The organism is Vibrio sp. Vb0667 (assembly GCF_033391095.1).
Map to the genome: position 1 here is coordinate 25,300 of NZ_JAWPOL010000005.1, position 23,801 is coordinate 49,100.

The window sequence follows — 23,801 nt, forward strand, 5'->3', positions numbered from 1 at the left end:
TCATTGATGAACTCCTATCCATAACTACGATGACCAGCCCTCACATCTAATACGCATGTGGATGCATCACGACAATGAGTTAACCAACATATCGCACGTAGGACCAGTACCGCTTTGTTAAATTGGGACCTCGTCCATAACTTGGAGTGTAAATGACTCCGGAACCTACAACAGAAGAAAATTTCATCACGTTACTGTCCTACCCTCCGGGTTTGTGGCTTAATAGGCAGCAGGAACACTTTTTTCTTTTGCTGCGGATACTTACATGGAAGCTGTTTTACATCAGTTGCAATTCTCTTTGTCGATAACCGGACCTATCTGTTTGATGTTGGTACTTGGCGTTCTTTTTAAGCGCTTTGGTCTAATCAACGATAATTTTATCGAAGTAGGCTCTAAACTGGTGTTTCAAGTTACCTTGCCTGCAATGTTATTTGTCAGCATTGTGGCTTCAGAACACGACTTTTCCGCGGCAAGTGGATTCGTCAATTTCGGCGTCATCGCTAGTATTTCGTTTTTCATTTTCACCTATCTTTCCGTCAAACTTCTATTCAAAGCATCGCCTGATCAAGGCGTTCTCATCCAAGGTGGGTTCCGAGCAAATACAGGTATTATTGGCATCGCTTACGTTGCCAATGCGTATGGTTCTCAAGGTGTGGCGTTAGCGGCTCTCTATGTCGCGGTCACCACATTTATTTATAACGTCCAAGCGGTAATTTGCTTATCTCCCAAAGGAGCAACGTCTGCCTCGCAAGCAGCAAAGATGATGGGCCGAACACTGACTAGGAATCCACTCATAATCTCTATTGTTCTAGGAATGGCTTTTTATTTACTCGCTATTCCAGTACCGAATGTGGTTATTGACGCAGGAGACTACTTGTCCAAAATGACATTGCCTTTGGCGCTGTTGTGTACGGGTGGCTCACTTGACTTTAGCTTGATGAGAAAAGAGAAAGGTTCATCTTGGTTTGCGAGCAGTTACAAGCTCATCGTAGCGCCAGTCATCATCACCATGGGAGCTTACTTAGTAGGATTTCGAGGAATTGAGCTAGGTATTCTTTTCTTTATGAACGCCTCTCCAGTCGCTGCTGCCAGCTATGTCATGGCGCGTTCCATGGGAGGCAATGCCACGTTAGCTGCAAATATCATCGCACTCACTACGGTGCTTTCTACCGTGACCTGTACGTTGGGCATCCTATTTCTTAAGTTCTACAGCTTAATATAATTGGTCCGCGATAAAATAAAGACGCTAAACGGCATTGATGTCAGTTACTGGTCGTGATTCGCAAAAGTGAGCTTTCTTACCAGACGAAAAAATTCATTCGCTTCAGATTCCGACAAACAAGAAAAAAACTCTTTCTGTAAATTCGTCATGATTTGATGAACTTGCTTTAAAGCATTTGCCCCCTCTTTTGTCATGCTTAGCATTTTAAGGCGCTGATTCGATTTACTTTTAGAAACTTGAACAAACCCTCTCTTTTCCAGATTGTCCACCATCCGCTTTGCTACACTTCGCTCAGTTCGAACCGCATCAGCTAACGCTTGCTGGCTCATAGGCTGAAATTCTTCTAAAGCGGCCAGTGCACTTGCCATTTCTAGTGTCATCAAATTTTGCCGAGAGAGCTCAGCTTGGGCACGATTGCGGTACATGCGCTGCATCACACCACAAACAAACATAGGACTTTGATCCAAAACGGAAATTGGGGAAATTTTCTGATCTTTCATCGTCGTTTTTCTTCTTTAGGCTTTCATTCGGCCGAAAAGGCTGTGCTGATACTGCACACAACACGCCGTCTTTCAGGCTCGCGTCATAGACGGTAACCACCAAGTGAAAACATAAAATAAAGAGCGCCGAAGCGCCCTTTTATTGTGTTTATTATCACTAGTATAACTCAGTTAACACAACCAAGTCCTACTCGCTTTGCTGACTGGGTTTAGTGCTGGTCTCAGACAACTCTGCCTCCGACTCTTTTCTCGCACGTCGATCAAACAATCGCTCAACCACTACAAAGAAGATTGGGACGAAGAATATACCCAATATCGTGGCACTGATCATGCCACCAAGTACGCCGGTACCCACTGCGTTTTGACCTGCCGATCCCACACCTGAACTGATAGCAAGTGGTACCACACCCAAACCAAAAGCAAGCGATGTCATGATAATTGGGCGCAGACGAACACGAACGGCATGCAGGGTTGCTTCGATAAGGCCAGCGCCTTTCTCGTAGTAATCTTTCGCAAACTCAACAATCAGAATCGCGTTTTTAGTTGCCAAGCCGACCGTCGTTAATAAACTCACTTGGAAGAATACATCGTTGTCCATACTGCGCGTCATTACCGCAAGCACAGCACCAAGCACACCAAGAGGAACAACTAACACCACGGCGAAAGGTACTGACCAACTTTCATACAAAGCGGCAAGAACTAAGAATACGACGAGGATAGATAGCGCATATAGCATTGGCGCTTGGTTTCCGGAAAGGCGCTCTTCATACGAAATACCATTCCAGTTCACCGTGAAACCTTCTGGTAGCTTTTCTACCATTGCTTCAATTTCTTCCATGGCTTCACCAGTACTTACACCAGGAGCTGCGCCGCCTTGAATGTTCATTGCTGGCAAACCATCAAAGCGCTGCAAAAGAGGAGAACCATAGGTCCACTCACCACTCGCAAAAGCAGAGAAAGGCACCATCTCTCCTTTAGCGTTGCGTACGTACCATGAATCGAAGTCTTTTGGCTGCATGCGGTATTCCGCATCACTTTGCACCATCACTTTCTTCACACGACCGCGGTCAATATAATCGTTAATGTAAGCCCCGCCCCATGCAGCTGACAGGATTTGGTTTACGTCATTGATACTGACATCCAAAGCACGAAGTTTGACGTGGTCAATGTTCACTTTGTACATTGGCGCATCTGCCTGACCGTTTGGACGAACACCGACAAGTTTCGGGTTTTGTGCTGCCATGCCCAGAAGTTGACCTTGAGCCGCAACTAATGCGTCGTGACCTTTGTTCAACGAATCTTGAAGATAGAAATCAAAGCCTGTCGAGTTACCCAATTCTTGAATCGCAGGAGGTGCAAATGCAAAGACCAGTGCTTCTTTGATGGTTGAGAAGTACCCCATCGCTCGACCCGTAATGGAAGCTGCATCAGCACCCGGCGCTTCACGCTCTGACCAATCTTTCAGACCGATAAATGCCATCCCCATGTTTTGGCCTTGGCCTGCAAAACTAAAGCCCGCAACGGAGAAGACGGATTTCACGTTGTCTTTCTCATCCACAAGGTAAAAGTCACGCATTTTCTCAAGTGTTTTTTCCGTCTGTTCTTGTGTTGAGTTAGGCGGCAAAATAGCCATTGAGAATACTGTGCCTTGGTCTTCATCTGGCAAAAATGACGTTGGAAGGTTCATAAATAACCAGCCAGCACCTGCACTCATTGCCAAAAATACAACCAACATGCGACCTGTGCGTTTTAGAAGTTTAGCAACACCGGTTTCATAGCCAGCTGTCATCGCATCAAACTTGCGGTTAAACCAGCCAAAGAAACCTTTCTTCTCTAGAAGCTCAGCATCGCCTTTTTTCAGCAACGTAGCACACAATGCTGGAGTCAGAATTATCGCAACCAAAACGGAAAGCGTCATAGCCGCCACAATAGTTATCGAGAACTGACGGTAAATAACCCCGGTAGAACCAGACATAAACGCCATAGGGACGAATACCGCTGAAAGCGTCAAACCCACACCAATCAAGGCACCAGTGATCTGCCCCATCGATTTTTTGGTCGCTTCTTTGGGCTCTAAACCATCTTCATGCATCACACGCTCGACGTTTTCTACCACAACGATGGCATCATCCACCAGCAAACCGATAGCCAGAACCATCGCGAACATGGTTAACGTGTTTACGCTAAATCCAGTCGCATACAAAATAGCGAAGGTTCCTAGCAATACGACAGGCACAGCGATCGTTGGAATGATCGTCGCACGGAAGTTCTGCAAGAACAGGTACATGATTAAGAACACAAGAAGAATGGCTTCTAACAGCGTTTTAACCACTTCTTGAATCGAGGCTTTGACGAATGGCGTTGTTTCAAATGGGTAAGCAATCTGCAGCCCTTCTGGGAACGTTGCACTCAGTTGTTCTAAACGCTCTTTTACCGCATTGGCTGTCTCAAGCGCGTTTGCGCCAGTACCTAATGAAATACCTAAACCCGATGCTGGGAAGCCATTATATTGGCCTCGAATATCATAACTTTCTGCACCACGTTCAACACGAGCAACATCTTTCAAATAAACATTAGAACCACTGGCGTCAGACTTAAGAATGATGTCTTGGAACTCTTCCACACTGCTCAAACGACTTGCAGACGAAATCGTTGCATTCAACAACTGGCCTTCCTGCGCAGGTGCTGCACCAAGTTGACCTGAAGAAACTTGCGCGTTCTGTTCACTGATCGCGTTCGCTACATCGATTGCGGTCAAGTTGAATTGCGTAAGCTTAAATGGATCCAGCCAAACTCGCATCGCATACTGCGCACCAAACGCCTGCACTTGTCCGACACCAGTTACACGACTTATCGGGTCTTGAATATTCGTTACAACAAAGTCGCCGATATCGTTTTCTGTAAAGTCTGGATCTTCAGAATAAACTGCGACAACCATGAGAAATGCCGTATTGGATTTATTTACGACAATACCTTGGTTTTGTACCTCCATCGGCAATGAAGTCAATGCCAATTGCAGTTTGTTCTGCACCTGTACTTGCGCGATATCAGGATCAGCTTCGCTATCAAACGTCAGGGTAATTGTCGCATTACCAAATGCATCACTGCTCGATGATAGGTAGCGAAGGTAATCTAATCCTGTCATGTTTTGCTCGATAACCTGCGTTACCGAGTCTTCAACGGTTTTTGCTGATGCACCTGGATAGCGAGCACTGATGGTGATCGTCGTCGGTGAAATCGTTGGGTATTGCGAGACGGGTAAATTAAATAATGACATTACCCCCGCCAACATCGTTAGAATCGCGAGAACCCAAGCAAATACCGGACGATCGATAAAAAATCGTGCCATGATTACTCCTGTTCACCGTTTTGGATAGTTACCGAACTGCCTGGCCCTACCTTTTGTAAACCGGCGGTAATGACTTTATCACCCGCGTTCAAACCATCAATAATGCGCCATTGGCTATTGATCGCTTCGGCAGTCTTCACTGGTTTCGCTTCCACTTTGTTCTCGCCATTAACCGTCATCACTGTCGCTTTACCTGTCGCATCACGAGATACCGTATTTTGTGGTATTAGAATCGCATCAGGGTCGACACCAGTAATGACCGTCGCACGAACAAACATTCCAGGTAGCAACAAACCGTCAGGGTTTGGGAATTCGGCACGAAGCGTCACGCTGCCCGTACTTTCGTTCACATTGACCTCAGTAAATTTCATTGTGCCTTTGTGTTCGTAAGTGCTGCCATCTTCAAGCATCAATGTAACTTGCGCAGAGTCATCTTCTTGCATATGGCCTTGGGAGAGTGATGCTTTCAAACGCAGCAGTTGCGCGGATGATTGCACAATATCAACATTGATAGGGTCAAGCTGTTGAATGGTCGCTAATTTGGCAGCTTGGTTAGCCGTAACCAACGCACCCGCTGTCACACTCGATTTACCGATCACCCCGCTAATCGGAGCTTTGACTTGCGTATAATCTAAGTTGATTTTTGCTGTGTTGATCTTGGCTTTTGCGACTAGGACCTGCGCTTTCGCTTCTTTGTATGCCGCTTCTGCTTCATCCAAGTCTTGTTGGCTGATGGATTTTTTGGTGATCAAGGTTCTGTAACGCTTCACCGTGGCATAGGTCGACTCTGCCGCAGCTTGCGCACGGATTAATTCCGCTTCAGCGCTCAGCAAATCCGCCTGAAATGATGAATCATCAATTTGATATAGCGACTGTCCTTGTTCAACAAGGCCACCTTCAACAAAATTTCGCTCCGAAATAATGCCAGTGACTTGCGGACGAACTTCTGCTTCTTTGAATGCTCTGCTACGACCCGGCAACTCTACTGTCAATGCTTGGCGCGTTGGCTGCACTGTTAACACTTCTACTTCGGTTACGGGCGCAGCCCCCCCACCTTGGCTCGATCCTTCTTCGCTAGGTTGACATCCAACCACAAAAAGGCTCGACGCAATCAGTAGAGATAGCGTGGTTTTACGTCTCATGAATTTTTCTCTCTTATCTACCGACAAGCCTTCAAGATTCCTTATTAAAAGCTTCTAGAATGACTTAATAATGACTAATGGATGTATATCCAGAACAAATTAATTAGGATGATAAATACCCAGTGTTGTACATACAACAAAATTTACAGTTCTATACGCTTACGAAAAACGTTTATGGTAAAGGTGTTATGAAGTTCTCAAATTTGAAGATTTTGGGTTGGAAATCACATTTTCCTGTGTGCAATTGCAATGGTTAAAAAGCAGCAAAAGTGATGATAAAAGCATCATCACGCTGTACAGAGTTTGTTACCGCTGTCTAGGGTTATTTGCCCACTCTGGTATACGAACTAAAGTGAGAAAGGAATGTAAATATAGTCGAAATTTCACAAGTCAGGTTCGCCACTTATCTAAAAAATAACCCGCTAAGAAGCGGGTTATTTCGTCAGTGAGATTGCTGTTCTCAAGCTTATACTTTGAACTGACTGACCTGATGATCTAAACGTTGAGTTTGCTCTGACAACATGGCTAAAGAAGCTTGTGCTTGGTTTACGATTTCCACAATTGAAGTGCTACTGTCTGCAATGCCTTGTACGTTGCTATTTACTTCGTCACTTACTGTACTTTGCTGGCTCGCAGCCGTTGCAATGTGTGTATTCATCTCGTTCATACGTGAAATCGCGTTCAAGATTTCAGAAAGGGATTCACTCGCTCGGCCAGCGGACTTGATCGTTTCATCACTGCTATTTTGGCTACCGCGCATCACTTCTACAGCTTGTCCTGCACCAGATTGTAGCTTTTCAATCATGGTTTGGATTTCTCCCGTACTCTGTTGCGTACGACTGGCTAAAGAACGAACCTCGTCCGCTACCACAGCAAAGCCTCGCCCTTGCTCTCCAGCGCGAGCCGCTTCAATGGCTGCGTTAAGCGCTAATAAGTTTGTTTGCTCGGCAATACCACGAATTACATCCAGTACGGACGCAATGTTACTCACATCATGATCCAATGTGTTAATGACGTGGCTTGCGCTTTCGATTTCACTTGCGAGGCTACGAATTGAGCTAACCGTTTGATCCAAAATAACATTGGTATTGGTAAGTTCATCATTCGCTGTTTGGCTCGCAACCGCAGCTTCGTTAGCGCTATCGCTTACATTTCTGCTGGTGACTTGCATTTCATGCACTGCCGCCGCTACCGCCTCGCTATCTTTTTGCTGAGAAACGGTCGAGTTCGCGATGGTCGTAGTCAACGAGCTAAGATTTGCCATTTCGTTACGTAAGGTATTTGAGCTTTCAATTACCTGAGCGACTGTCACTTGAATTTTAGACACAAACTGGTTAAATGCGTCTGCTAAATTGCCAATTTCGTCTTGTGTTTTTACATCGATTCGCTGACTTAGATCTCCTTCACCGGACGCAATTTCTGTCATCGCATTTTTAATATCATTGATAGGCTTCACAACCGTTTGTAACAACAAAAAAGCCATCGCGATAGCGGCAAAAATAACAATCACAATGCTAGCCTCAAGAATGAGTTCTGCTCTTGTTGCAGCCGCTGATATTTCGTCCTTCAATTGGCTTTGCTTTTCTTCTATTGCATCTTTTACAACGTTAAGCTGCGCTCTAACCTCGATAAATTGGTCTTCAAAGGTATGTTTGTGCTCGTTGTAGTAACCACGCCATTGAGATTGAGGTAAACGTAGCATCGCTTCATAACTTGCTAACCATTTTTCACCCAAAGAGACAAGCGTTCGAACTTCATTACCATGTGTAGAAGGCGTCACACCGGCTTGCGATAGCTCAATCATTTGTTCCATACGCGGCAGCGCTTTGTATGCGTTGTCTTTGTATTCACCGATGTGGTGATCAATATCGGTTTGAGTATCAGAAAGAGCAACACCTTGGATTGCAGATGTAGCTTGGTAAAGATCGCGGTAAGCATCCTCAATCGTTAACAAGTTCGGCACGATCTGTTCGTTGAGTGTCTCACTCAATTCAGATTGCTTCCAACTTGTCATAACGTTTAATACAGAGCTCACAATAAACAATCCAATAATCAATGACAGCGGAATCACTATCTTCTGCTTGATCGTTAAGTTCTGGAACATGAATAGACTCTCTTTATTTATGGTATACAAACTGCCGAAAATTATATCAAACAAATAGAGTATACTATTAGGTAAAATAGACTATTCAACATGAAATCTAATGACTTTTTGACAAGGGTTCTAATTTCAACAATTAGTTGATTTTATAGAAAATTTAACAAATAGATCTTTTCAAAATATGCAAATTAAAATGCTCTTTCAAAACGAAAAATATGTAACAGAAAGTGAATTAAAAGGGACCACATTTTGAAGAATAGATCGAATCAATGATTTACTGAGAACACATACAAAACACAGTTCTTGGATTGAGCACCACCGCGGAATATGCAAAGGTCCGAACATTTCTTCTAAAGCTCAAAAAAACCATTGTTTATCTGACGTATTTAAGGGTACTCCTTGATGATGTTAGTCGTGATGTTGGCAGACAGGATGCTTACAAGTTTTCGAAGTTAACCAGTAGCACAGTGAACGATTCAGATTTTCTTGAGCGCCAAGGCAATAAAAAAGTTTGCTATTTTCCTCTCAAGAGACGCATTAAAGAAAATAATGCAACCTAGTCACAAAGTCTTGCTACATCTTCAGAAAAGAATGATGTTGCTAAACAAATCTGGTGCAGCATACACATTGAAGCTAAACTCGTTTAAGGAACTTTTTCATATCAATATGAGAAAACATAGATTTCTCAAAGTTACACCGACCATTCAACGATTAAACTAATGTTAGCGTACCGGTACGTCCAAAAACTCCATGCATGAACCATTTGAAAGAGCCAAAATGTTCCAACCCAACTTCGCCTCAGTGGAGTGGCGAGTCGTTTCGCTCGCTCTCCTACTCTCTCTTCCTAACACAGCTCAATCGGATCCACTAGATAAGGAAATTAGCAACCTTCTCCAACAACGTTTTTCTATCGCGGTTTTGCTGTCCGACACTGACGCAATTGCGTTTGGTATTGGCGACTTTGATCCGAATGCATTATTTGATACCGCCAACCCAGAGTTCGGGACTGACGAGTCAATCAATGAACGTCGAAGCAAATCCGTATATGTTCTCCCTTACACGACTAACTTTGACATAGAGGGCAGCGAGGACTTACATGAGCTGTCGTTTAAGGCATTTACGATACAAACAGAGAATGATCTCAAACTATTCGGCACAAGTAAGGATCTTCTCAAGGAAAGGACATACGGTGCATCGATTGGTTATGGGTATCTATACAAAGCAAGTGAAAACGTCACCCTTAGCACCAGAACGACGACTCACCTTATGCGTTATGAAAACTCATTCTCTACCGATAATAAACTTTCCTCCATCATTGGAAGAATCCTAGACGGCCGTGCCGTTAACGTTTCAGCATGGGCGGCAATAGTTCAACCATCCATTAAAGCCAAATACACGTCTCCCACAAGTTGGGGGAAATGGCATGCCAGTTCGACATTGAATTCATTCATTGGGCACAGCTGGGGAAGCGCAAATAACGGCAATATAGGCAACCCTAAAGGTTGGTACCTATCTAATGAAATCACCGGTTACTACAATATTTATCACGGTGAGCAGGCTTTATTTACCGGGATTAAAAGAGTCGACCTTTCGCATGATTTAAGCGATGAACTGGGAAGCCCGCATTACTACGAAGCTTCTATAGGATGGCTATTTTATGCACCAAAGCCCTTTGATTGGTTGGACAATTTCGGCATAGGCGTTAACTTCAACTACGGCTCGACTCTCAGAGGTGGCAGCATTCAACTTTACTACAACAAACAATAACGCTGTCAGTACAGGAACCAGTTGGTAGCATATATAACAAGAAGAACGAGAAGACACAAAAGGAATGGCAGAGTTAGCGTCTTCGCAAACTTTTTCATGAGACTTGGGTTATCAAACACCACACCTTCCGCTTCTCTTACCCTTCGCTCTTCGTCAAAATGCCATTTAATGGCTAAGTAGGCTCCTATCCCTAATACAATAAGCTTAAAAGCTCCAGCAAAGTAAGGAAAGAAATTAGCCCAACTGTCGTTCATTATCCATCTCCATCAAATTCAATATCAGCTTTGCGGTGGCAGAATCCAAGATTCATGTAGAATGCCCCCCTCAAAGTCAGACTCTCTGGCTAGCGTCAGTCTACTGCTCGAGATAGCTGTCCACAACTCTCTTTACCATATCGGCATTTATTAATTATTTAATAAATAACAAGAAAGACACTAGCACACTTGCTGAAAAGTAAGTGTCAGTTTGGATTGAAACTCATCAGGAATCGAAAATGGTCCGCAGTCGACTTGTTGATTTAGTGAAAGCCGAATTACCTAGTGCTAAATCGTTCGCTAGTATAAAAATGTAGCCTATCGCACTTCTGGTCGAGTGCTAACGAACTTATGATGCATATGTCATTAACGGCGCAATTTTGAGTTTATCAATTAGCTAAAGTTTCCCACCTTAACTGTCAGTAAGCTTGCTGTGTTTGAGATGATCTCGACATGACTAGTGTATAAATAGTATGGAGGTTCAAAGTGAAGGCAAGGCAAATTTCCTTACTAAAAATATTGTTTCTGTAATTTTATTTCAGGATTATCGAAACCATCATAAGGATAATTCGAACTAATCTTAATCCATGCTCCTTCAGTTACATTTGCTTTCTTTTACTCACTTCTCGCGACTATTAGTGGCATTTTGAGACAATTTCCTACACTCCTTTCTTTGTCTTAGTTGATATAAATCATGGTTAGAAGAAAACAGAATCACCTGTATTTCTCGATACATGAATCCAAACTGCCCGACTTTTCGTAACTAAATTACAGATAGACACGATTTTTAGTATGGCACGTTTTTGAGGAACCAAGATGTTAGATACCCTCATGCTGTCGCGGATCCAGTTCGCGGCCAATATCAGCTTTCACATTCTCTTCCCGACCATCACCATTGCGTTGGCATGGATGTTGGTGTTTTTCAAGTGGCGATATAACCGCACACAAGCCCCCGTATGGCTCGATGTTTATTACTTCTGGGTCAAGATATTCGCTCTCACTTTCGCCTTGGGTGTGGTATCCGGCATTACGATGAGTTTCCAGTTTGGTACCAACTGGCCAGGCTTTATGGAACGAGTCGGAAACGTAGCTGGACCATTGCTCGGATACGAAGTGATGACCGCCTTCTTTATGGAAGCCACCTTCCTGGGTGTAATGCTTTTTGGACGAGGACGAGTACCGGAATGGGTTCATACTCTCGCCACCGTTCTGGTTGCTGTTGGGACAAGTATGTCCGCATTTTGGATTCTGGTGCTTAACAGCTGGATGCACACACCAAGTGGCTATGAAGTGATTGACGGCATTGTTCATGTGACCAGTTGGAAAGAAGTCATTTTCAATCCTTCTTTACCGTACCGTCTTCTACACACGCTATTAGCATCGGCGCTGACTGCCAGCTTCTTGATTGCGGGTATCTCGGCTTATCAAATAATGAAAAAGCCAGATCATCGCTCAGCCAAACTTGGCCTAAAAGTCGCGTTGTTCGCGGCGGCTGGGTTCATCCCGGTACAAATCTTTGTCGGTGACCTTCACGGGTTAAACACGCTTGAACATCAACCTGCAAAAATTGCAGCGATGGAAGGTGTGTGGGAGACCGAGCAAGGCGCACCTCTTCTACTATTTGCGATGCCAAATGAAGAAACTCGCAGCAATGATTTTGAAGTGGGCATCCCTAAGTTGGCGAGTTTGATTCTTACGCATGACTTAGACGGGGAAATCCAGGGACTTAACGAGTTTGCGCCTGACCACCCGCCAGTGAAGCCCTTGTTCTTTGGTTTCCGCGTGATGGTTGGTGTAGGTGTCCTTATGCTGCTGGTTAGCTGGTATGGCGCGGTGAAGCTAGCACGCAAAAAAGCGCTACCTAAACCTTACCTGTACACAGTATTAGCCATGACGTTCTCTGGTTGGATAGCCACACTGGCGGGTTGGTATGTTACTGAGATTGGTCGACAACCTTGGTTGGTCAGCGGTGTATTGCGAACATCCGAAGCCGTCACCACGGTTACGAGCAGTAGCGTGATGACTTCGCTCATTATGTACTTAGCCATTTATGCTGCATTGCTGGTTGCGTACATCCATACCCTATTCTATTTGGCGCGCAAAGACGTTGCTGCCCATGAAGTCCCACTGACACAACAAGAGGCCTAATCATGCTCGACTATCTACCAGAAATATACCTTCTGCTGCTTGGTTTCTCGGTCTTTATGTATGCCGTGCTCGACGGCTACGACCTTGGCGTCGGCATCCTATTGCCAAGTGATAATGAAGCGCAACGTGACCGAATGATAGCGTCTATCGGCCCTTTCTGGGACGCAAATGAAACGTGGTTAGTGTTAGCCGTCGGTATTCTGCTGATTGCCTTTCCTACTGCCCATAGCTTGATTTTGACGGAGCTTTATATGCCGACCGCTATCATGCTTATCGCACTGATCATGCGTGGCGTAGCGTTCGACTTCCGCGCCAAAGCGAACTCGGATCATAAACCTCATTGGGATTGGTGCTTCAGAATTGGCTCGTTAGTCACCGCGCTAACCCAAGGTTACATGGTTGGTCGTTACATCATGGGATTTGAGCAATCAACAGAAGCATTTGGCTTTGCTTGGTTAAGCGCACTTTGTGTAGCAGCGGCGTACGTTTACATCGGTGGCGCATGGTTAGTACTAAAAACGGAAGGTGATTTGCAAATACGCTCGGCCCGTTGGTCTCGCCGTGCTGGTTGGTTAGCGGCCTTAGGAATCTTGGTGGTTAGCGTTGTAAACCCAATTGTAAATCAACAAGTTGCCTTGCGTTGGTTCAGCTTTCCAGAAATCTTGTTGCTTGCCCCAGTTCCGTTAATTGTATTGGCAACCATCTTCCTAGTTGATCGCTATTTGCGTCAGGTTCCAATGGTGAATGATCTGGGTGTGCGTTGGCCTTTCTTTGGTGTCACCGTCATTTTCGCGTTGAGCTTTCTCGGTCTTGCGTATAGCTTCTTCCCAGAAGTTGTGCCGGGGTTGATGACCGCACAACAAGCGGCCTCCTCACCTGCGACATTAATAATCGTGGGCTACGGTGTGATGATTGTTATGCCGGTGATATTGCTTTACACCTTTGTGGTATACCGGATCTTCAAAGGCAAAGCGACAGAACTTAGCTACAAGTAGGAAAGGGAATTCCTCAACAAAGCGCCGCTGCTCATGCGGCGTTTTTTTTTGCAGTACTCAACGACTAAAGTATCTACCCAAGGCGACTGAGTGGGAACGCTGAGAGAATGTAGCGGCAGCCAGTAGTTTGTTCCTAACTAGAACGAGATAACCGTTTCTCAACTATAGCGATACAGGCACAAAAACAGAAAGAACATTTGATGTTACAAAAGGTAGACCGCCACTTTAAAACGCTTTGAGTATTTTTTTTGCGCTCAATGAGGTGCAAGTATACTTATGCTTTTTTATGACTTGTGAACACTCAATTGCATGTTATGTTGCTGTTGAAATAGTACATGAAATAAGGACAAGAACATGAAGATACGATGCGAAACGACGCAAAGCATTGAAAAATTTAACCCAGATGACCTCAATCCAAACACAGATCTCTTTGTTATGATTGCTGTTGTATTCGTGTTCATGGCTGTTTTGCTTAGCATCTAGTAGCAATACGTTCATTCTTGTGGCCGTATTCATACCTCATGTGATATGGGTGCTAAATTCTAGATTAAAGCGGATGGGCTAACCCGCACCAATCAGATTATGGCTGCCTCTGTATAGCTTCTTCAATTTTGGCGTTGTATCGAGGTGAGATATGAACAGTTGGCTTGTAGATAGAGTTGCGTTTGCACTCTGAGTACTCTTATGTACTTTCAATGATGCATTACTTTAGTGCAGATATGAAAAAAGGCCTGATAAATCAGACCTTATAGAATGTGGCGGTGAGTGAGAGATTCGAACTCTCGATTGCAAGCTGCCGAATTTAAATTATTTAATATCAATGAGTTAATACTACTTTAATTCTTAGCTTTGTACCAGTTCTTTGTACCATCTGCCCCCCAGAGAAGGAGCAGGACTGATAAGTCGACTCCTAAGAACCTTAGGTACTTGCAGCGATATACTTAAGTAACTCTATACCTTCATCTGTTAACTGATCATCGGTATCAATTATTTCTATCATTTGATGACCACTAGAAAACAAACATCTAATACCGGTTAAAGCCCCACCGTTAAGACCGACCACTAAACCGTTGTGAATTCTGTTTGTCACCACTCTAAAAAAAGTTCTGATTTCACCGTGAGTCATAGACAGCGTCTGCTCTGCTCCGATAACATCATTAACTATTGTCTGAAGTATGAATACCTTCGGCGGGCTAATCTCGATACCTTTATAGTCCATCGCTTCTGGAAAATTAGGCTTCTTATCAATCGTGGGGTTGTTCATTTCCACCTTTGCTCCTTTAATAGCAGTGACAACAGTATCAACATCCATCACAACATCGTTATAAGTTTCTACAGAACACTCTCCTTCTGCATGAATATACTTTTTTCCGCCACTAGTAAAACTATCGCTTATCCGAACCCCAAAATTATCTTCGTCACCATCATCAACATCATAAAAGCCAAAGTATTCTTTACAATCAGGACACCTACTAGGTCTTGTGGGAAGCAGCATAGTGATATTCAATCCACAATTAGAACAGTTGACATGATACTTTTTCATTTACCTCTCCACATCCGTATCGTTGAGCTTTACAACACCTTTATTAGATGCCTTTGCAACTCTTTCGTAGTTCTTTACCCTGCCTCCGTTAATTATTACTTCTCCTCCAGAATCAGCTTCGAATGCTCTTGACTTCGACTGAGGCCTTAGCGGTACAACGTTATCAACTTCATTACTTTGTACTCTCTCTTGATGCTCTAAGTAACGATTTACTAATATCAGAACAACACCCAAAATCATTGTAAATACTGATAGCAACAGGGTGGCAGGAGACGCACTATAGCCGTCTGATTCTGATGCTAAGTTTAAAGTGTTTCTTATTACGTCCTCAGCCAATGGGTACCAAAATGGAGATGAGCTACCAGCCAAGCCCGCAGTGATCAAAGTGCCTCCTATCAGATAACATTGATTCGGTTTCATCGCTTTTATTAGCTTTATAACGGAATCCACTGTCATATCTCACCCTCTATTATGCGAAACTGCCTACATATGTATATGGTAGTATTTGTGCAAAATTCAAGCCCTGCCTTTAGCACCCTCCCTAATCTTCTACGGTAATAAACAACCCACGGAAGGCTCTATATTCTTTAGTCATCGTGCCTATTAGGAATACCTAGCTCAAAACCATTCGTTTTCGAACCTACCCGCATAGTATGAGACAAAAACGTCTCATAAGTACCCCCTTGACATTTTGACCTAGGCTCATAAAATCCATACTACTTTTTCAGAGTGGTATGCGAGGGCTAATGAGTACGAGGACTTATTTCTATTGTCGAGTCTCTACAACAGAGCAGACAACAGCGAACCAAATACAAGCCTTCAAAGACAGAGGATATGAAGTCAACGAAGCTTTTGTAGTTGAAGATGTTGTATCAGGTGGTGTTTGTGCTTTGGAACGTAAAGGCTTCAGGATTCTTATTGAGCACAAGCTTGTTGCAGGTGACACGCTGGTGGTCTTAAAGCTAGACCGCTTGGGACGTGACAACATAGATGTACAACAAACGATCAAGCTTTTGATGGACAAAGGTATCAATATCCACTGTTTAGATTTACCACATAACGACCTAAACAGCCCTGAAGGTCAGTTAATGTTGAAAATGTTTTTAGCTTTTGCTGAGTTTGAAAAAGATCGTATTAGAGAACGAACAATTGAGGGTCAAGCAAGAGCAAGGGCTGAAGGCAAAACTATTGGTCGTCCTGCCAAAGCAAGTGCAGATAAAGTGGCAAAGCTAAGGAATGAAGGATTGTCCATATCCAAAACCGCAGAGAAGCTTAACATCTCTCAATCAACGGTTAAGCGCCTCTACGCAGAATCAAAGAAGAGTAAGGAGAAAAATGGAAACAACAGTAACTAGCAACGCTAAAGAAGTAATTAACGCCTACACAGACGGTTCATGTATTACGCAGAAATGCATAGGCGGCTGGGCATTCATACTAACCAGAGCAGACAAAAAACTAGAACGCTCTGGACATGAAAGAAAGACCACCAGCAACAGAATGGAACTAACGGCAGCAATTAAAGCGTTAGAGGTTATATATAAGAAATATCCGAACAACCCTATAACAGTCCACACAGACAGCCAGTATGTAAAAAATGGCATTACTACATGGATACGTAGCTGGAAGCGTAATGGTTGGCGTAGGAGTGACAGAAAACCCGTCCTTAACGCAGACTTATGGCAAAAATTGGACGAACTGAACGAATCAATGAATGTTTCTTGGGAGTGGGTAAAAGCACACAATGGTCATCCTCTAAACGAGAGAGTTCACATGCTTGCTTACTCTGCTATTCCACAAAAGTAAAATTACAAAGGTATAACAACATGGAACAAACTACATTAGTTGAAGATTTTATCCTACCAGAAGTTGAACTTAACGAGATAGACAACTACCACCGCATACCTGAAGTCAAAGCATGGTTTGTCTGTTCAGTGAAAAACGCAAAGAAAGCGGCAAAAGATGGTCTACCCGTAATCCGAACGCATGTAGGCAACTGGTATGGCCGTCTCTCTTAAAAAAATGAACTTTTGTAAATCACATTTTGTGTAAACGTCAGGGGGCGATGCAATCGAAGTAGGAACAAACTCGGAAGCTAACGCCCCCCTACCCACAATTATCAAGAGGTAGAGTGTTTGTGAGGTTCAATCATACTAACCAACCACAAGATAGAGTTATACCAGCAGTAAACGATGATGAAACAGTGCACTTTAGAGCAAATTGACCCTAGACAGCTTGTTCTCGATGAAAGGTTTCAAAGCAGACAAACACAGTTAATAGCTAAAAGAGCAGACAGAGCAGCTTCAGAAAACAGTAGACAAAGGCAACTCAGAAACATTCTTACTAGTTTAGAGAACGGTAATGGCATTAGGGAACCAATAGAAGCCTATGATATTTACGGTGAGTTGTATGTAGTGAGCGGTTTCCACCGCACAGAGGCATGCCACAAGTTCCTTAAAGACAACCCAAGCCAAAACCTTTTAGTCCCCGTAAAAATTTATCGAGGCTATACAGAAGCAGAGGCTTATTTAGATTCTCTTACTAAGAACGTGGAACACGGTACAGCCTTAGATCAGTCTGAGATATGGCAAAACAAGTTTAAGCAGTCTTTGATGCAGGGGGAAAACCTAGAACTACTTTCAAAGCGCGAAACCGCTAAGTTATTTGATTGCAGTGAAACCCAAGGATTACATATTTTGAACGCTCAGAAAGCCTGTATCGAGGTTGGTTTACCTAATGTGAAAGAGTGGTCGAGTGATTATCAAAAGGCGGCAGAAAAGCTTAGAAAAAAGCTATTAAAGAGATTTGAGGTAATGCCTGACGATTTCGATAAGGATGGATTTCCAATTATCAGCAGATTATCAAAAGCTTATAAAGGTAATAGGTTTGAGGCTGCTTTATCTGAAGAAGAACTAGAACTCAATGAAATAAGTTATCAGAAAGAGTCCCTCAAGGATTTAATCCAAAGAAACCCTATGGCCTTCAGAAAGGCATTAAATACTTTAGATAAAAGAGCTTTAGGAATTGTCGTAAAGCGTAGTTGGGATGAAAACGAAGTCATTCTAAAGTACGGTGATGGTGACGTTAATGAATACGAGAAATTCGAAGAAAAAGCCACGGTGAAAACCTAGCACTTACACCAGAAAACCCACAGAGAGATCTTAGCGGTATCCCCAAGCTGGTGGCTATCTTTGAGAAAACGCTAGGGTGGTCACTCGTGACCGCTGAGACCTCTAGGTGGTCACTATAGGAGTATTTAAACTTAAAGATATAAATTTAATATTTTAAAAACAACAACTTAAACAAAAACCTTTCAGAAAAGATGTTTAAACAATAGCACCTGTAAACTCTAACTAAGTAATGTTCTTATAGCCTGCTTAAAGCTAAACGAGGGAGACGGTCGATAGCTTCTTTCTTCGTCTCCAACTCAACCGTACCATATGAACCGCCTACACCCGCTGGAGTATGACCAGTAATAGCGTCACTAACAGTGTCAGCAATACCCAGTCTGCGCAGAGCCGTCTTGAAAGTATGCCTAAACGCATGAGCCGGTTGGGTTGTGTGTATACCTAGAGACCTGACTGTTTGACCCCACCACTTACTGAGTGCCGCTGATTTCTTGCCGTATTTGTTCTCTTTAAGCTCTGGGAACAAGAAGCCGCCTGACTCCGCAACATAATCTAAGAAACCTAGTTCTATCAGATGAGCAGGGATAGGTACGTGTCTCAGTGAAGAGTTATTCTTAACGCTTTGCCCCTCACCTCGACGGATATTGAGGTAATGTATGCCTGAGTCTGATTGGGATACATCTGACTTATGTAGTTGAGACATCTCCTCTAGGCGTGCACCTGTATATCTGCACAACAAAGGAACCCAATAACAAGCCATACCATAAGGTTTACGAGCATTAACATCATTAAATACGTCAGCTTGGAACAGTCGACGCATTTCTGAGTCAGTGTAGCCTTTTCCCTCATTAGCTTCAGTTTTCTTCTCCGCTGTGGCAACACGCACACCTACGTGTGGATTAGAGTCGATGATGCCTAGTTCAACGGCATAGCTAAACACAACAGAGGTCTTGCGTAGACAGTTCTTCACCGTAGTAGCACTTAAAGTCTCTAGACCTTGTATCTTTACAAGTTCAATTTGCTCTAGAAGAGGTCTATTCCTGATACTTGCAATTTTAGACTTAGGTAACTGAAGCAATGTATCTCGAAACTCAACGATATGCGCACGAGTTACTTCAGTAACATCCAGATCTCCGATAACTTCGATTAGACGCTCAATCTGAAGGCCTGCCTCATACAATGCTTTAGCGTCTTTGTCCTTAAGAGTTTCAGACTGGTGATACCTCTTAAACACATTAGATATAGAGTATTGAGATGCCTTTTTGCGTTTAGGCTGGTGTTTGTTAGCTAAAGGGTTGACTGACAGTGGTTTGTCTGCAATAGGATTAGATACTGCTTCGTAGCCATAGTCACGGTTGTAACGTGCTCTACATAGCGCTTCGATGCGATGAATGTAGTGATAGAAAGCTACTGCTAATTGACGGAAAGACTCACTGTGAGAAGAGACAACTAAACCCTCTCTATCTAGTTGAGCAACAATAAACTCTTTTAGTTCATCTGCTAGCTCTTGAAGCTGGTCAGGAGTAGCAGTATCAACCTCGTTGCCACATATGGACAAAGTATCAGACAAGCCAAATTCACGGACTGTGCCTTCCGCATCTACATCCCTTTTTAGGAAAAGATCGTAGTTACCAGAGGTATCAACTTCATTCTTTACGTGTTCATACCAACGCTCTGCGATGATTGCACAGTCTCTAACATTGAGTTCGACATTGGATGAATTAGATAGTTTTAACTGAGCAACGGCGATCTGCTTCTGCGCATCGAATAGACACTCAGTAAATCGTGGTTTAGCTTCAGAAAGGTTTTTCGTTTGAAGAGATTTCTTGAAGACTGTCTTACCGATTATAGGAACCAGCTTTTTGGGGACAGCCATTCTAAAGTAGTAAACACCAGTTTTAGGATGCTTATAAGGACTTGCCATGATGTTCGACATTGTACCTACTCTTTGTACCAGTAGGCAGCTTACATTAAAACACCAAACCCCTGTATTATAAGAAGTTCTTACACTACAAGGGCTTATAGAATGTGGCGGTGAGTGAGAGATTCGAACTCTCGATACGTTGCCGTATACACACTTTCCAGGCGTGCTCCTTCAGCCACTCGGACAACTCACCGAATCAAATTTTGGTTAGCATCATTGGCTAACGAGGCGCTAATTTAATGATTATGTGCCTGATGGTCAAGGCTAAACATAAAAAAAAGCGCCCTTTTCGAATCGATTGCTCACTAAGTAACTAAATTGAGCAAAACTGGGGCATTTAGATGCTTTGAGAATAACCGGGAACACGGAACCAACGGCGGCACATGTCCAAGAAGTACCCATACAACACACCCATGCCACAAGAAATAACAGCGTTACTTGCTACTGCGGTCACAATTTGATCTGTAGATGCGCCAACTGCGAATAAGATACCCGCATAAACTGGAGATTGAAATAGTACATAAGCGACCAGATCAGAGATATTCTTCATAAAGGAAGACGGTGACACCTTACTACCTTGATGCAGCACCCAATCACGAAAAACCCCATACGGCCAAGCAATGGCGATATTCACTGGAATCGATAGCGTACGCGATGCTAGAGATTGCTCAAATGTCATCCCTGAAATCAAAATCTCGACAATCATCCCTGTGATAAAGCAAAAAACAACCATAGCAAAGGTATCCGCTGCGGCGTGACGAATACAAAATGGTCCACGAGACTTCATTTACAAAACCCTTAAAATCAAACACTGCAATTAATGAAAATAATAAAACTATTAACCACCAAAAAGACATCAAACCAGTTAATGATGCAATTAGAACACACAAAAACTAGCTTATGGCTCTGTATTTAAAATTAAGTTGTAAATTTATAACCAACTTTTAAAGTAAAAGTAGTTTTTTTCACCAATGGCGAGTAAAAACGCCTAAAATCACGTAAAAATGGTACAAAAACACGGATTTCACTTACATAAAAAGGGGTTACGATAATTATTTTGACGTAAAGTTAGAACAAAACTCGGACCGAAAACAGTCACTCCTATAGCTTATGCTACCAAGCTGCGAAAATTCAGAGTATTACCGATATAATCACAGTAGAAGGTCTTGCTGTTTTACTCGTAAAAGTAAAACTGCAAGCCTGTTCATTGCGGGTTAGAAGAGTTTGTCACGAAGCTGGATGACGTATGAATAGTAAGAACAATTCACAGTTGCGCCATATTGATTAAATTATGGTGAGGCCAGCAAAATCGTTAATGTATCGATATCATCTTGGTCTGGGGATTGCTGACGCTTTAAGTTACTTCTTATCCGTTCGGCGACTGAAGAAACGTCGCCACTGAGTTCAAGGGGAGCCTCCGCAATGATCGCTGAAATAGCCTCAAGTGCTTCATTAAGATGTCCATTATCTAGAGCGACATAGAAGTTGAGTAACCACTTTTCAGCATTAAAGCTATCTGCTGCATTTCCATCAAAGTCCGATTGGTACTGATATAACTGTGTCGCATGAAGATACAGTGCATCATTTAATTCAGACTCCACTATTGGTTTCGCTATTATGTGGTCTGCTCCTACATTAATCATACGCTCTTGTGTTTCTTTGAACACATCCGCTGTACAGCCAAAAATCAGTACCGACTTAGCAGGTGAACTCATTGCTCGAATGGCTGATATGGCCCCAACGCCATCTAGAACAGGCATATGATTATCCATCAGTATCAAATCAAATGGTTTGATCGCAACCTCATCGACTGCAAGCTGACCATTTTCGACACTTGTGCACTCAAAGCCCTTGGCTCGGAGGAAAGTTTCCATAATGATCGCATTTGTTCGGTTGTCTTCAACAATGAGTGCTTTCAACCCTTTACAGTTCAATTTATGTGTATTGATTGACTCTACTTTACCCGGCTTGCAAGGTGTAAGGGCAATTTCGACAGTAAAAGTCGTTCCAGCGTCCTCCTGACTCTCTACAACCACTTGCCCACCCATATGTTCCGCGATTTCTTTGACTATTGCTAAACCAAGCCCTGTACCACCAAACCGTCTAGTCGTTGATGACTCTGCTTGCTCAAAAGGACGAAAAATGCGTTTTTGTGCCTCTTTTGAAATACCAATTCCTGTATCTTTTACCTTTAGTATCAGCTTGGTGCCTGCCTTACTCGATTTCTCGGCTAGCTCTACCTCTACGATGCCACGATCGGTGAACTTAACAGCGTTATTGAGTAGATTGAACAGTACTTGACGCAAACGGGCTTTGTCATTGTTGTACCAACGACCCGTTGGTAAATGCGAGACTACTCTAAAGCGAAGACCTTTTTCTGCACACAGCGTTTGATAAACACTCTTGATACTGCCGATAATCGACTCAATTGGGAAAGGCTTATTTTCAAACTCAACATGCCCTTGTTCAATTTTTGAGTAATCTAAAATCTCATTGAGTAATGTCATCATGTGATCACCTGAATCATAAAGTGTTCTCAGGTGCTTACGTTGCTCATCGGTAAGTGGTGTTTTTAACAGTATCTGGGCAGTTCCTAGTACACCGTTCATTGGTGTGCGAATCTCGTGGGACAATGTGGCTAAGAATGCCGTTTTAGCGTTTGTCGAAGCCTGAGCTTTTATTCTCTCCTGCTCCAAATAGATCGTCTTTTCATTGAACTTCTCGATAAGCTGTCCGATTTCGTCATCGCTATCGTACTCAATATCTATGATCCCACCTGTTTTAGAGTCGTCAATCTTAGCGGCAATGCGAACAATTGGTTCAACAATATAGCGATTCAGTAAGTAGTAACCGACCAAGACACACAAGAGCAAAAATGGAATGATCCTCCCCTCAACGCTCATCACTTGTTCAAACACTTGATCGGCGACTTTAGCTTTTGCGTTGACAACTTCCATGCGCCAATCGAACTCTCCGAAATCAAGCTCGCTGACATAAATTTCGTCCGTCAGTTGAAAGTTGTGCTCAATAATCACGTTTGAGTCAGCATCGCGAACCACTACCCCCAAAGAATGCTGGTTCGTGTGCTCTCGAATAAACTGAAAAAGTGCATCAAGTGATAGGTCTACCGTTACAACTCCAGCGAATCGACCGTTTTGGTAGTACGGAGAAGACGCGGTAATCATCTGGACCTGAGTAAAGGTATCGATGTAAACCGTAGACCAACTAACAGAACCTACCGGAGCATCGGCGGCAGCGACATACCAGGGTTCATTATCATAACCGCCAGATTCGGGGTTATTGTAGGAGTGAATTTGGTCAATACCACTATCACTGTTTTTATTGAAGAATAGACTTCTATATCTCCATTGTTCTGCTTTGAGCTCGGGTTTAGGCCATACGCCACCACTAACAAGCATCTTGTCACTCAATTGAAGAATATGTGGAATTATTGTGTTGAGAGATTGAATATTTTCAGTCCCTTGGGCTAGCCCTACTAAGCTGCTCAATACACCTGTAGAACTGAGGAGGGGCTCTTTTATCTCAAGAGCCAGGAGTTGGGTACGTAACTCTAGGTTTTGCTCTAGCTTTTGTCTAACCGGTGGCTCAACAACCAAATAGGCGACAGAACCGATAGTGGCGATAAAGAAGCACAGGTAAAGTGTTAGGGCGAGAATGCTTTTTTTTCTAAGTGATGAGCGAATTTCCATAGATGTGTGAATCATTCCCTA

The 23,801-nt window shown here is 43.3% G+C and carries 19 protein-coding genes and 1 tRNA gene; 9 read left to right on the forward strand and 11 right to left on the reverse strand.

Translation table 11 applies throughout. The features are described 5' to 3' along the window. Positions 1–265 precede the first annotated feature (265 nt). The gene (locus R8269_RS08160) at positions 266–1,222 is read left to right on the forward strand and encodes an AEC family transporter (RefSeq protein ID WP_053349488.1); all 957 of its coding nucleotides are present in this window, start codon (positions 266–268) and stop codon (positions 1,220–1,222) included. Positions 1,223–1,266: 44 nt separating this feature from the next. Here R8269_RS08160 and R8269_RS08165 read toward each other — a convergent pair whose 3' ends face one another. The 4 genes from R8269_RS08165 to R8269_RS08180 all read right to left on the reverse strand — a co-directional run bounded on the left by R8269_RS08165 (position 1,267) and on the right by R8269_RS08180 (position 8,317). Next, positions 1,267–1,722 (reverse strand): MarR family winged helix-turn-helix transcriptional regulator, encoded by a 456-nt coding sequence (locus R8269_RS08165; RefSeq protein WP_033905066.1) that lies wholly within the window; start codon positions 1,720–1,722, stop codon positions 1,267–1,269. A gap of 187 nt (positions 1,723–1,909) precedes the next feature. After that, complete coding sequence (locus R8269_RS08170) at positions 1,910–5,071, reverse strand: efflux RND transporter permease subunit (protein WP_054577971.1); 3,162 nt, start codon at positions 5,069–5,071, stop codon at positions 1,910–1,912. 2 nt (positions 5,072–5,073) lie between these two features. Beyond that, entirely contained in the window at positions 5,074–6,213 is a 1,140-nt protein-coding gene (locus R8269_RS08175) for an efflux RND transporter periplasmic adaptor subunit (protein WP_054576390.1), read from the reverse strand. Between the two features lie 466 nt (positions 6,214–6,679). Next, positions 6,680–8,317, reverse strand: coding sequence for a methyl-accepting chemotaxis protein (locus R8269_RS08180; protein WP_215810633.1), 1,638 nt, complete (start codon positions 8,315–8,317; stop codon positions 6,680–6,682). A gap of 774 nt (positions 8,318–9,091) precedes the next feature. Between R8269_RS08180 and R8269_RS08185 the strand changes: the two genes are divergently transcribed. After that, entirely contained in the window at positions 9,092–10,081 is a 990-nt protein-coding gene (locus tag R8269_RS08185) for a Solitary outer membrane autotransporter beta-barrel domain (RefSeq protein WP_130546637.1), read from the forward strand. A 5-nt stretch (positions 10,082–10,086) separates the two neighbouring features. Here the strand turns inward: R8269_RS08185 and R8269_RS08190 are convergent, their stop codons facing one another. Next, positions 10,087–10,335, reverse strand: a complete 249-nt coding sequence (locus tag R8269_RS08190; RefSeq protein ID WP_005378271.1) for a hypothetical protein — start codon at positions 10,333–10,335, stop codon at positions 10,087–10,089. Between the two features lie 816 nt (positions 10,336–11,151). On the opposite strand from R8269_RS08190, the gene R8269_RS08195 reads away from it, so the two are divergent. The 3 genes from R8269_RS08195 (at position 11,152) to R8269_RS08205 (ending at position 13,961) form a co-directional block, all read left to right on the forward strand. Further along, the gene (locus R8269_RS08195; protein WP_215810634.1) at positions 11,152–12,483 is read left to right on the forward strand and encodes a cytochrome ubiquinol oxidase subunit I; all 1,332 of its coding nucleotides are present in this window, start codon (positions 11,152–11,154) and stop codon (positions 12,481–12,483) included. 2 nt (positions 12,484–12,485) lie between these two features. Continuing rightward, positions 12,486–13,478 (forward strand): cytochrome d ubiquinol oxidase subunit II, encoded by a 993-nt coding sequence (locus R8269_RS08200; protein ID WP_017820054.1) that lies wholly within the window; start codon positions 12,486–12,488, stop codon positions 13,476–13,478. A 354-nt stretch (positions 13,479–13,832) separates the two neighbouring features. Beyond that, a complete protein-coding gene (locus R8269_RS08205; RefSeq protein ID WP_257789285.1) occupies positions 13,833–13,961 on the forward strand; it encodes a hypothetical protein in 129 nt (42 codons plus the stop codon). 436 nt (positions 13,962–14,397) lie between these two features. Here R8269_RS08205 and R8269_RS08210 read toward each other — a convergent pair whose 3' ends face one another. Together R8269_RS08210 and R8269_RS08215 are read right to left on the reverse strand one after the other, a co-directional pair. After that, complete coding sequence (locus tag R8269_RS08210; RefSeq protein WP_031791932.1) at positions 14,398–15,021, reverse strand: hypothetical protein; 624 nt, start codon at positions 15,019–15,021, stop codon at positions 14,398–14,400. Continuing rightward, a complete protein-coding gene (locus R8269_RS08215; RefSeq protein WP_031842384.1) occupies positions 15,022–15,477 on the reverse strand; it encodes a hypothetical protein in 456 nt (151 codons plus the stop codon). Between the two features lie 290 nt (positions 15,478–15,767). Here R8269_RS08215 and R8269_RS08220 point away from each other — a divergent pair, with 290 nt between their 5' ends. From R8269_RS08220 to R8269_RS08235, 4 genes are all read left to right on the forward strand, one after another. Beyond that, on the forward strand, positions 15,768–16,376 hold the full coding sequence (locus tag R8269_RS08220; protein ID WP_005459841.1) for a recombinase family protein: 609 nt from the start codon (positions 15,768–15,770) through the stop codon (positions 16,374–16,376). Further along, a complete protein-coding gene (gene rnhA / locus R8269_RS08225) occupies positions 16,357–16,824 on the forward strand; it encodes a ribonuclease HI (protein WP_025592914.1) in 468 nt (155 codons plus the stop codon). The genes R8269_RS08220 and rnhA overlap by 20 nt, the downstream gene beginning before the upstream one ends. A 20-nt stretch (positions 16,825–16,844) precedes the next feature. Beyond that, complete coding sequence (locus R8269_RS08230; RefSeq protein WP_005459836.1) at positions 16,845–17,036, forward strand: hypothetical protein; 192 nt, start codon at positions 16,845–16,847, stop codon at positions 17,034–17,036. A gap of 174 nt (positions 17,037–17,210) precedes the next feature. Continuing rightward, positions 17,211–18,149 (forward strand): hypothetical protein, encoded by a 939-nt coding sequence (locus tag R8269_RS08235; protein ID WP_005459809.1) that lies wholly within the window; start codon positions 17,211–17,213, stop codon positions 18,147–18,149. A 235-nt stretch (positions 18,150–18,384) separates the two neighbouring features. On the opposite strand, the gene R8269_RS08240 is transcribed toward R8269_RS08235, so the two are convergent. The 4 genes from R8269_RS08240 to R8269_RS08255 form a co-directional block, all read right to left on the reverse strand. Next, positions 18,385–20,082, reverse strand: a complete 1,698-nt coding sequence (locus R8269_RS08240; RefSeq protein WP_005459819.1) for a site-specific integrase — start codon at positions 20,080–20,082, stop codon at positions 18,385–18,387. A gap of 93 nt (positions 20,083–20,175) precedes the next feature. Then, positions 20,176–20,263: transfer RNA gene (locus R8269_RS08245), tRNA-Ser, on the reverse strand. Positions 20,264–20,407: 144 nt separating this feature from the next. Further along, positions 20,408–20,857 carry an L-alanine exporter AlaE gene (locus R8269_RS08250; protein WP_054575116.1) on the reverse strand — a complete coding sequence of 150 codons (450 nt, stop codon included), beginning with the start codon at positions 20,855–20,857 and terminating at the stop codon, positions 20,408–20,410. A 502-nt stretch (positions 20,858–21,359) separates the two neighbouring features. Further along, on the reverse strand, positions 21,360–23,780 hold the full coding sequence (locus R8269_RS08255) for an ATP-binding protein (protein ID WP_149191980.1): 2,421 nt from the start codon (positions 23,778–23,780) through the stop codon (positions 21,360–21,362). Between the last annotated feature and the right edge of the window lie 21 nt (positions 23,781–23,801).